Raw genomic sequence first — 10,706 nt, forward strand, 5'->3', positions numbered from 1 at the left:
CTCTCGGCGCTGTGGCGAGGGCTGCGATAGCTGAGCCTCGGAGCCTAATGGGCGCTAGCTGGACAGCAGCTCAAGCGTGCGAGGGTCTTGTTCGCCCGAGTAGAACCGGTCGAGCACATCCTGAAGGAGTGGGTCATTGCTCGAAGCGCGCAGAAAGAGGGTGATGCTGGAATGCAGCTTGAGCGCGTCCAACTCGCCAAAGATCTCGGCGGGCGACCGCGACTGTAGCTGTAGCAGCATCTGGCAGCATTGACGCAAGCGCGGGCCGAGCTCCGGATGCGCCAGATAGGCAACTGCCTCATCGACGCTGCTGATGGCGTAGTACCTGGCGGTCTCGCTGCGACCTAGCCCCTGCAGCTGAGGAAACACAAACCACATCCAGTGGCTGCGCTTCTGGCCGGCGCGCAGTTCTTCCACTACCCGGGCGTACACTGGCGCCTGCGCATCCAGAAAACGCTGCAAGTCATAATGAGCGGTCATGGCGGCCTCGCTTGTTCGTCGATCAAATAAAGGCTATCGCCAGGCCGGCAAGTTCCCCGCAGTGAACCGCCCGCCACCCCGTTGGTCCGATCACCAGTCCTCGACGCGGGAACGGCACTCATGGGTGACATTCGCATTGGTATCTCAGGCTGGCGTTATGCGCCCTGGCGAGGGGAGTTCTATCCCAAGGGGCTTGTGCAGGCCGATGAGCTGGCCTTTGCCTCGCGAGCGGTGCGGGCGATCGAGATCAATGGATCCTTCTACGCCCTGCAAGCACCGGCGCGCTACGCGCAGTGGTACACCGCTACGCCGCCAGGTTTCATGTTCAGCGTCAAAGGGCCGCGCTATATCACACACACCCGGCGCTTGAAGGATATCGAAGGCCCGTTGGCGAACTTCTACGCCTCAGGCATGTTTCAACTCAAGGAAAAGCTTGGGCCCTTCCTGTGGCAGTTCCCGGCCACGTTCCGCTTCGAGCCGAAGCTGTTCGAAGCCTTCCTGACCCTTTTACCGCGCACCGGGGCTCAAGCCCGAGCCCTGGCCGAGCAGGGTGAGGAGCGCCTGCGCAAACCAGGCTACCTGGATATACCCCAGCGCATTCGCCTGCGTCATGCCGTTGAAATTCGTCATGAAAGCTTTGCCACGCCAGCGTTCATCGATCTGCTACGCCGCCATGGCGTCGCGCTGGTGGTGGCGGATACGGCAGGTAGGTGGCCCTACGCGGAGGACCTGACCGCCGATTTCGTCTACATTCGCTTGCACGGAGACGCCAAGCTTTATGAAAGTGGGTATGGCGGCGAAACCCTCGACCGTTGGCAAGCCCGCATTGCATGCTGGAGTCAAGGCAGGCAGGTACCGGACCCTATCACGTTCAGCCCGGCACAAGGGCGCAGGCGCAAGAGCCGGGATGTCTTTTGCTTTTTCGACAACGACGTAAAGGTGCACGCGCCTTATGACGCGCAAGCGTTGCTGGAGCGGCTCGGCCTGAGTGACACGCTGCAGGTACAGCACGATAGGCTGCCAGGCCAGGTGCCATGATCGGCGACTGACCTGGCAGCGAGTGGGTCACGGCAGGGGATTGCCGCCGGTTACGCCAAAGATCTCGCCGGTGATATAGCTAGACTCTTGCGAAGCCAGGAAAACATAGAGCGGCGCACATTCGGCCGGCTGGCCTGGACGCTTGTAAGGAGTCTGTTCACCGAAATGCGGGATCTTCTCCTGCGGCTGGCCGCCGCTGGGCTGCAGGACCGTCCACACCGGCCCCGGCGCCACGGCATTCACCCGGACGCCCTGTTCGATGGCTTGCTTGGCCAGGGCTTTGGTGAACCCGACGATGCCCGCCTTGGTGGTGGCATAGTCGAGCAGGGTGGCCGATGGTTGATAGGATTGAATCGACGCTGTGTTGATGATGGCAGCGCCAGCAGGCAGTAGCGGCAGCGCCGCCTTGCAGATCCAGAACAGCGCGTAAAGGTTGGTCTTGAGGGTAGCGTCGAATTGCTCGGTATCGATCTCGGCGATGGTCTTCCTGGCCGTCTGCTTGCCGGCCACGTTGACAACGATATCCAGCCCGCCCAGGGCCTGATGGGCTTTTTGCACCAGGCTCTGGCAGAAGCTTTCATCCTTGAGGTCGCCCGGGATGCCGACGATTTCACCACCTTCAGCCTTGACCAGATCGATGACGGCCTGGGCATCCGAGGCTTCCTCGGGGAGGTAGTTGATGACCAGGCTGGCGCCCTCCCTGGCGTAAGCGATGACGGTGGCGCGACCGATGCCAGAGTCGCCGCCGGTCACCAGCGCTTTACGACCTTTCAGCCGGCCGGCGCCTTCATAGGTGGCTTCGCCGTGGTCTGGCTCGGGCTTCATTTTCGAGTCAAGGCCAGGGGCTGGCTGTGGCTGTTCTTCGAACTCGGGGGTAGGGTATTGAGTGCGAGGGTCTTGCATCTGGTACTGATTGCCGGTTGCCATGATGGGCTCCTGTTCAGTGGCTACTGAACATGTCGAAGCCGGGCGCAACGTTCTGTTTCATTTGGCGGACGGCTTATACGACGGGCGGATGCGCTTGTCAAAGGCCTCGGTATTGCGTCGCTGAAAGCTTTCCGCCTGGGCAATTCGTGGAGCAGTCGCTATCCATGTCCCCTATGCGGCCGCCCGGCATGGCAGCGCGCCGCTAGAGGTCGTTGCCGCGATGCGACTCGAAGTCTATAAATGAAAGGTAAGCCTGGGAAAATTGATGCGTCCATTCCGCTTCTGCGCCTTTGCGACCCGGGCCACTGCCCAAGGAGGTCGCTTCATGAAAACCATAGGTTTAAGCCCGCTGGAAATCCGTGGCATCGTCGAGCAGGCCTTTTTACCGCTCGCTTGCACCTGCGAACACGCCGGCGACGATGAATTCAACATCCGCATCGAAGACCTGCATAGCGGAAAACTGATGCTGGCAGCTGAAGGCATATCGCCCGACCGCTTCGCCAGCAGCCGCGAAATCTGCGCCCTGATCGCCGATCTGCGGGGCCGTCTGGAGAATAGCCAGGCCACGCCTAGCGCTGTCGAGCCTCGCTATCGGCACGTTCAACCAGCCCGCCATTTCTGACACGAGTCTCCAGCGGCGCCTTCAGGCGGGCGCCGCTTTGCCTTATGTACGCTCTCTTGGGTTAAGGAACAATTAGGCTCAACGGCTCATTAGCCACCAGGAGCCGACCATGAGCCTAAGCCGTTCCGCGGACCACACCGCAAAGCTGGATTTCATCAGATCGCGTTTGCCAACTTGGCTGGCCACAGCCAGCGCTCCAGAGCTTGAGCGGTTCGAGGCGCTGAATGCTGAAGCAGAGCAGGCGCGAAGAACACTGCAGCTGGCTTTGGAGGGTTTGCCTCAATACGAGCTTTTTGCCGCCGAGCGTCTGCGCGCCATTCTTATGGATCTTGGCGAGCACGCCGCTGATCCCGCGACCGCTGTGCTGCACTGGGTCGATCCCGATAGTACGCGCGCACCGAGCACTTGCACCCTTGTCCAGGCGGTGTTAAGAAACTTCAGCGAGCAGGATGCGAAAGCAGAAGCTTTCGGGCCAGGCTCAGGACTGTTTCGGGGAGTGGATGCGCAAGGGCAGCCCGTTGCAGGCAGCCAATTGAGCATCGCCCCCCACACCTTCGCGGCGGCCTGCCGCGTTGCCAACGTGGGCGAGCACTTTGCCCAAGCTCTGGCCGCTGCACTGCCGCTTGACGTGCCTGCGGGCCCGGCCGACCGTCTTGCCCATGCATTCATGCGGGCAGATCGAGCCAACCTGACGACCGAAGCCTGTATCGCCAAGCTCCAAGGGCGTATCGACGGTGCCGGAGAACAGCTATTGGCTAACTGGATCTTCGTGGGACCCAAGTCGCCTTTACCGGCCAAGGCGCAGCGCTTGGTCATTTGCGGATTCAGCGTGAGCCGCGCGCTTGTCATCACCGCCAGACCAAACGAGACGGCGAACGATCCGTGCCTGCTCTACATTCCTAATGACCCCTACGCGCCCTTGGCGCAATTTCCCAACCTGGCATCGCTGTGGCAGGCGCTCGACAGCCGCCTCGGGCATCCCGCTTACGTACGCTTTCTCGCGGGTTATGTGGGCCTGGCGTACGAAGATGCCTTCATCAAGGCCATCGAAGGCGACCCCACCACGTTGCTTGACCACTATGGGGACCTGCCCGCCAATCCGCTACGAGCGCTGGAGTTGGCCGAGCGCTTGCTCGAAAGGCAACCGGTCATTGCGCGCGATGAAATGTACATTGAAATCTCGCCCCTGGAGCACGTGTTCACTCAACGCTATTCGGCCTGGGCTCGACAGACCCTGGACGATGCGCAGGTGACCGCGGTATCCACCGAACGCATCGACCGTCAGGCTAGCCTGGCGCGGCACCAGAAATGGATCGATGCAGCTGAGCAGTTGGGCCTATTGGTCCTTTCGGTTATCCCCGGTGTAGGGGAGATCGTCGCTGTCTATTCGATGGTTCAGACCGTGCGCGGTTTTTGCGAACTTTCAGCGGCCTGGGCGGCCGATGATGAGCGGCGAATCCGCGCGCTCATGATCGGGGCGGCAGAGAATGCGCGATTCATGGTGCCCGCTTCGGGCGGCACGACGGAAGCGGAGAACGAAGCCTTTCTCGCTCGCCTGCAGCTGGTAGCCTGTGATGATGGGCAGGTTCGCCTCTGGCCACCGCATCTTCCGCGCAGCGCTCATATTCCCTTCGGGCCAGGTCATCTGGCCGACAATGGACTCATGCGCGAGGGCGGCCAGGCCTGGGTGTACCTCGATAACCAGCCGGTACCGGTACGGCCGAACGCGACCGCCTATATTGCGCGGCCATTGACCGCCGCCACTCAGCGAGGCTACATGCCTTGCTTGTTGGGCAATGGCGAGGGCGGCTGGCGGGCCGCTTATGAGCGACCCAGCCAATGGACCCCCGTCCAGTTGCTCCGGCGGGCCTGGGGGCCTGCCCGGGATCTGCCCGACGAGGCGTTGGACCTGGTCCATCGCCTGAGCGGTCTGGAAGATACCGCTTTGCAGGGTCTGGTAATAAGGGGTGAGCCCCTGCCGGCCCTGTCCCGATACCTATTGCGCCGGCGGCAGTGCGCGCTGCGGCTCCAGCGCTTCGCCAGTCGCTTGCGCTCGGAAGGTTCCCTGCCCGAGGCCGACCCTGGCCTGGTACGTCTGTTGGCGAACGTACCCGGGTGGCCCGCGCAGCTGGGTATCGAGCTGCGGTCTGCCGCCGGCGACCTGCTGCAACTGCATCCTGAGCGCCTGCGCTCGGTGAAGCTCAGCGCATCGGCGCTGGCGCGCGGCGACTGGGTAGAGTCACTGTTCAGGCAAATGAGCTCGCAAGACATAGCCGGCCTGGGCTTGGGCGCCAACGCCGACAGCGGTGTACACCGGCTGGCCGCTCACTGGGCCGATGTGCTTTCTGGCGACATCGCCGCATTGCTGGATGAGTTGAGTGAGCCGCCCGCGGCTCCAGGGGCGCAGGATGGGCCTCATGGAGCATTAGCCCGGCAATTCCCAAAGCTGCCGGGCAGTATGGTCCAAGCGCTGATCCAGGGTTGCACCACGCCGCAGCGCGAGCGTCTGGCGCTCGGCCGAGTACCGGTGGCCTTGGCCGAACAGGCAGTGCAACAGCTGCGGCATCTGCGTATCGCCCGCGCGCGGGAAGCGCTCGACCGAGGCTATGTAACGCCTGACCGAGATGCCTTGCTGTGTGGGTTCCTCGCCGACCTCCCGCAGTGGCCCGCCAACCTGGCGCTGGAGCTTAGGGAGGCACAGCCCGACGGGCCGCTGGTCCACCGGGTCGGTGCCGTAGGCAGTGAGCCGTTGATCGTCGTTCGCCGTCCCGGCGGCTATCAGGCAGTGCATGACCATTGGCGTGGCCCGGTGGACAATCGCTTGGAGGAGGCTGTTCTGGCGCTCGTCCGTCGTGAATGGCAGAGCGCTCGCCTGCCCTGGAAAGACGCAGCGGCTCTTCGAGGGGAGCTATCTGAGCTTGCCATGAGCGACTCTGGGCGCGTTCGGCGATACCTGAATATGACGGCAGACACCCGACCTTACTTCAGGCCGCCGACGCGGCTGCTGGATGGTCGGCGAGGCTACGCACTGAGCGGCCGAGGTCGAGGCGCCCCGATCACCGAGGATGACCTCACCGGGCAGCTGCTACGCGAGCTCTATCCCGAGGCCAACGGCGAGACGCTGCGCCGGCTGCGTCTGGAAATCGGAAGCGGCCCGATGGCCAGCGCTGAACTCGCGCGGCGCCAGGCCGACCTGGTCAGGCTGCGGTCGGAATTGGACAGCTGGCGTGGTTCAGCTGGCGCCGCGGGCGCGCTTGCAATCGCCCCCACGCGCGAGATCGCCATCTGGTTGATCGTACAGGCGTGGCAGCGACGTTTTCCTTCCACTCGCGCCATGCCCTCCGACCGAGGCGTGCGTTACGGCCTGAATCTGAGCTATCTCAATACCGGCGGCTCGCTGCCGCGTTTGAGCGTCAGCTTTCCTCACATCCTGGAGCTGTCCCTGAGCGACATGGGGCTGCAGCGCATCGATCCGGAGTTCCTGGCCTGCTTTCCCAATGCCAGGATACTGCGCATCGAAGAGAATCCCCTGCATGAGCTTCCCCACGGTCCGGCATGGTTGGGCCAGCTTCGCGAAATCTACCTGCGCGACATTGGCCCGGACGCAGCGGGGCAGGTGTTCGATTGGCTGCAGCCCAGTGCTGGAACCTTGCGCTGCCTCGATCTGTCGTCCAACCCCGCTGTACCGAACCACATCCTGCTTGCCAGGCTCGAGCAGTTTCAGCAGTTGCGGCTGCTCGAGCTTACCGGCATTGGCTTGGAACTGACCGCCGCGACCCGGGGCGTCTTTCGTGGTTTGCCAAACCTGGAAGCGCTCTCACTGAACCGCAATCCGTTAGCGTTCGCTCCGGACCTTGAAGGCATGACCCAGCTCAACTGGCTATCGATCCAGAGCTCCGGCTTGCAGGCGCTTCCCCCAGGGCTCGTGTCCTTGATGCAACGCAATGACCTGCGGCTGACCTACGTGAACCTCAGCGGCAATGACATCCACCAACTGCCTGACCTGCGCGATTCGACGTTTTTTCGTCGAGCCCAGGCCGACGCCAGTGGCAGTACCCCGGAGTTCATCTTGGACGAAAACCCGCTCGACCCGCGCTCGGTCAGCCTGTTGCATGACTCAGGTTTTCGCTTCATAGGCCGCCAGGCGCCTGGCGCTGCGCTTGAGCCGGCGCGGTCCTCCTGGCTCGACGGCTGTCCGCAGGAGTTGGCCGAACGGATCCTGACCGCGCAGGAGGAGCGCGCCGCACAGCCGTTTTATGATGTCTTGAGTCAGGTGGTACGCACGGCGCCCTACCTTCGAGCCGACAACGAGGCACAACGTCTGGAGGTCAGGGAGCGGGCCTGGCATTTGGCGGAGCGACTCCTCAGGCCGGAGGATGCCCTGCCGGGCCTCGATGAACTGCGTGAGCGTCTCTACCAGATGGCCACCGACGCACGGGCGACCTGTGGCGATGGCGTGGTCTTGACGCTCGACCAGTTCGAAAGCGAAGTCAGGGTCTGGGAGGCCATCGCGCGTTCCACCGATCAGACAGAAGAAGGGCCATTGATAGCCGCGCTGGGTCCGGCGCGGCAGGTATTCCGCCAGGCCCTGCTCGATGGTCAGGCGCAGCGATTGATTCGCGCGCGACAGGCGCGACTCAACCGAACGGAACCGACAGACTCAGCCACTGACTTGGATGACGACATCGCCGATCACTTGCTTGAAATGAGCGTAGATGAGGTCGAGCTTCGGCTGTTGCTTCGCCAGCGCCTGCAGGCGCGGTTGGACCTTCCACCGGTAAGTGAGCGCCTGTATGACGCAATCATCGGGGAAGAGACGCTGCAGCGGGTGGCGAGCCGCGTCCAGGTGCTGGATTCGAACGAGGCCTTCGCCCAATGGCTGGTCAACCACCAAGCTACCTTGCGGCAGGCGGTGGAACATCGTTACGCGGACAGCTTCGAACGCGCGCGTGAGCCTTATGACCAAGCGCTGGCCTATGTGCTCGCACGTGCCGCTGCGCAAGAGCCCGAGGAACCCTTGAGCGCCCAGGGCGCGACCGTGCTGGAAGCGGCGGAGCCCGCTATGGACTGGCGCAGTGCTGAAACCCCGCATCCTGCCTTGACCGAACGACAAGCTTACGACCTCAGCAATCGGCTGGCCGAAGCGTGCAATACTGCGGTGGCTGCGTTGCGCCTGCACATCGTAAGGCGCCTGGTCGAGCGGGCCGATTCCCTTGACCGCTGATACCCAGGTGCCCCGGTCGAAACACGCCCACGCGTCTCAGGCGCGTTTCGACCGGGCCAGTACATCAAACCGGGAACAGTTCGCTCAGTTTCATGGCCAGCATCATATCGCCCTCGGCGCGCAGCTTGCCTTGCATGAAGGCCTGCATGCCGTCGGTGTTACCGCTGACGATGCCTTCCAGGGTTTCGCTGTCCATCACCAGGGTAACGTTCGCATCGGGATTCTCGCCTTCCTGGATGTCGCATGTGCCATCCTTGACGATCAGGTTGTAGTGCTTGTCCTCGTCGATGCGGAATCCGAAGACCAGATCAAGGCCCTGCGCGGCGGCCGGGTTGAACTTGGCTTTCATGCTTTCGATGGCTTTCGTTGCGTCGCTCATTGGGGTGTCCTGTCAGGAGTGCTGAGGATGGCGCTAGCGCCAGGTTATCAATTCTGGTGCCTGGGCCAGTTGCAAATGGGCATGGCCGTTGAAAGACACCAGGGTTACATCGCAGCCCTTGAAGCGCAGATGATTCAAGGAGCTGTTGTAGATCTGCCAGTTCAGCCGAAAGGCCTCGCTGGGAGCCAGGCCGGTATAGCGGTGGAGCAGCGCGGTTATCACGCCGCCCGAGGTGAAGACGGCAATGTTTTCCCCGGGCGCGGCGGCGCGCAGGAGGCTGGTAACGGCGTCGACGGTTCGCGCCAGGAACGCGCCCCAGGACTCGCTGGCACTTGGGACGTCGCCTTCGAGCCATTGGGAGACCAGGCGCTCGAAAAGGCGCTGGAACTCGCGGGGGTGGTGCGCGGCATTACGCATGATCTGCCCGGCTTCGGGCTCAGTATCCAGTAAACCGGGTAACAAGGCGCGAATCAGGCCCTGGGCGTCGAACTCATCGAACCTGGGGTCGGTTTCCAATCGGGGAGGGTAGGGAAGGCGGGCCAGGGCGTGCCGCGCGGTGTCCTGCTGGCGCCTGAGACCGCCGCTGACACAGCGATGAAGCTGTATGTCCGCCTGTGCAAGGAAGTCACCCAGGAGTTCCGCCTGACGTTGACCCACGGTGGACAATACATCGTAGTCAGCGGCGCCGAAGGACGCCTGACCGTGCCGAATCAGATAAAGGTTTCCCAAGCTGAATGTCCCCCGCGGTGACACTGCCGTGCAAAACGAGTGCTCGGCAGGTTAGGGGCGATCTCGACAGGTGTCAACGTGATTTCATACGCCCGTTTCAAAAGGGCGTTTCATTCCCTGCGGCTTCCCCCCTTGTAGCCTGCTATGCCCCGGCAACGCGCATCGGTATGCTGGTGAACGTTTTCCATCCGCTGCAGGAGTCATCGTGGAGTTTCTCTCCGAATACCTGGGCTTTCTTGCCCGAACCGCTACCCTTGTCGTCGCTGTTCTCATCGTACTGGCCGGCATCGCCTCCTTGCGCGCCAAGGGGCGGCGCAAGGGTGGTGGCCAGCTACAGGTCACCCGCTTGAACGATTTCTACAAAGGCCTACGCGAACGCCTGGAAAGCGCATTATTCGACAAGGACGCGCTCAAACGCCTGCGCAAGGAGCAGTCCCGAGACGAGAAGGCCAAACGTAAGGCAAGGGCAAAGGCCAAGACGACTGAGACCAAGGGCCGGGTTTATGTTCTGGACTTCGATGGCGACATCAAGGCATCCGCCAACGAGAGCCTGCGTCATGAGGTCACTGCCTTGCTGACCCTGGCCACGCCGCGCGATGAAGTGGTGCTGCGTCTGGAGAGTGGCGGCGGAATGGTCCACAGCTACGGCCTCGCCAGTTCGCAGTTGGCGCGTATCCGCCAGGCTGGCGTACCGCTGACCGTGTGTGTCGACAAGGTCGCCGCCAGTGGCGGCTACATGATGGCCTGTATTGGTGAAAAGATTCTCAGCGCCCCCTTCGCCGTGCTTGGTTCCATAGGGGTGGTGGCACAATTGCCGAACTTGCATCGCCTGCTGCGCAACCATGACGTCGATGTAGAACTGCATACCGCGGGGGAGTACAAGCGCACCCTGACTGTCTTCGGAGAGAACACCGAGAAGGGCCGTGAAAAATTCCAGGAGGACCTGGACGTCACCCATAAGCTGTTCAAGAATTTCGTCGTTCACTATCGACCCCAGCTGAACATCGATGAGGTCGCTACCGGCGAAGTCTGGCTGGGCGTTTCTGCCCTGGAACGCAAGCTGGTGGACGAGATCAAGACCAGCGATGAATACCTGGCGGAACGAGCCCGGGCCGCGGATGTATTTCATCTGCACTATGCCGAGCGCAAAAGCCTGCCGGAGCGGGTAGGCCTGGCAGCGAGCGGTGCGCTGGAACACGGCTTCGCCCGCGCCTGGAGCAAGCTGACGGCCGCACGGTTCTGGTAAGCGCTATCTACCGCCGGCATCAGGCGCGGCGCCCTAGGATAGGGCCTTCCACAAGGAGGCC

8 protein-coding genes are annotated in these 10,706 nt (G+C 62.6%); 4 read left to right on the plus strand and 4 right to left on the minus strand.

Going from position 1 to position 10,706, the window contains the following annotated elements; translation table 11 throughout:
* Nucleotides 1-54 precede the first annotated feature (54 nt).
* Complete coding sequence (locus tag ACP691_RS07675; RefSeq protein WP_426199123.1) at nt 55-480, minus strand: DUF1810 domain-containing protein; 426 nt, start codon at nt 478-480, stop codon at nt 55-57.
* 120 nt (nt 481-600) lie between these two features.
* Between ACP691_RS07675 and ACP691_RS07680 the strand changes: the two genes are divergently transcribed.
* On the plus strand, nt 601-1,518 hold the full coding sequence (locus ACP691_RS07680) for a DUF72 domain-containing protein (protein ID WP_426199125.1): 918 nt from the start codon (nt 601-603) through the stop codon (nt 1,516-1,518).
* A gap of 27 nt (nt 1,519-1,545) precedes the next feature.
* Here ACP691_RS07680 and ACP691_RS07685 read toward each other — a convergent pair whose 3' ends face one another.
* Entirely contained in the window at nt 1,546-2,445 is a 900-nt protein-coding gene (locus ACP691_RS07685) for an SDR family oxidoreductase (RefSeq protein WP_426199127.1), read from the minus strand.
* A 325-nt stretch (nt 2,446-2,770) separates the two neighbouring features.
* Between ACP691_RS07685 and ACP691_RS07690 the strand changes: the two genes are divergently transcribed.
* Both ACP691_RS07690 and ACP691_RS07695 read left to right on the plus strand, forming a co-directional pair.
* Nucleotides 2,771-3,067, plus strand: a complete 297-nt coding sequence (locus ACP691_RS07690) for a DUF1652 domain-containing protein (protein ID WP_426199130.1) — start codon at nt 2,771-2,773, stop codon at nt 3,065-3,067.
* Nucleotides 3,068-3,176: 109 nt separating this feature from the next.
* Nucleotides 3,177-8,291 (plus strand): dermonecrotic toxin domain-containing protein, encoded by a 5,115-nt coding sequence (locus ACP691_RS07695; protein ID WP_426199132.1) that lies wholly within the window; start codon nt 3,177-3,179, stop codon nt 8,289-8,291.
* 64 nt (nt 8,292-8,355) lie between these two features.
* Here the strand turns inward: ACP691_RS07695 and ACP691_RS07700 are convergent, their stop codons facing one another.
* Nucleotides 8,356-8,670: an SCP2 sterol-binding domain-containing protein gene (locus ACP691_RS07700; protein WP_426199134.1), complete on the minus strand. Its 315-nt coding sequence runs from the start codon at nt 8,668-8,670 to the stop codon at nt 8,356-8,358.
* Nucleotides 8,671-8,703: 33 nt separating this feature from the next.
* Nucleotides 8,704-9,399, minus strand: a complete 696-nt coding sequence (locus ACP691_RS07705) for a histidine phosphatase family protein (RefSeq protein WP_426199136.1) — start codon at nt 9,397-9,399, stop codon at nt 8,704-8,706.
* Nucleotides 9,400-9,604: 205 nt separating this feature from the next.
* On the opposite strand from ACP691_RS07705, the gene sohB reads away from it, so the two are divergent.
* Nucleotides 9,605-10,645 carry a protease SohB gene (gene sohB, locus ACP691_RS07710; protein ID WP_426199138.1) on the plus strand — a complete coding sequence of 347 codons (1,041 nt, stop codon included), beginning with the start codon at nt 9,605-9,607 and terminating at the stop codon, nt 10,643-10,645.
* The last annotated feature ends 61 nt before the right edge of the window (nt 10,646-10,706 follow it).

The organism is Pseudomonas sp. DC3200b2 (assembly GCF_049895785.1).
Lineage (GTDB): Bacteria > Pseudomonadota > Gammaproteobacteria > Pseudomonadales > Pseudomonadaceae > Aquipseudomonas > Aquipseudomonas massiliensis.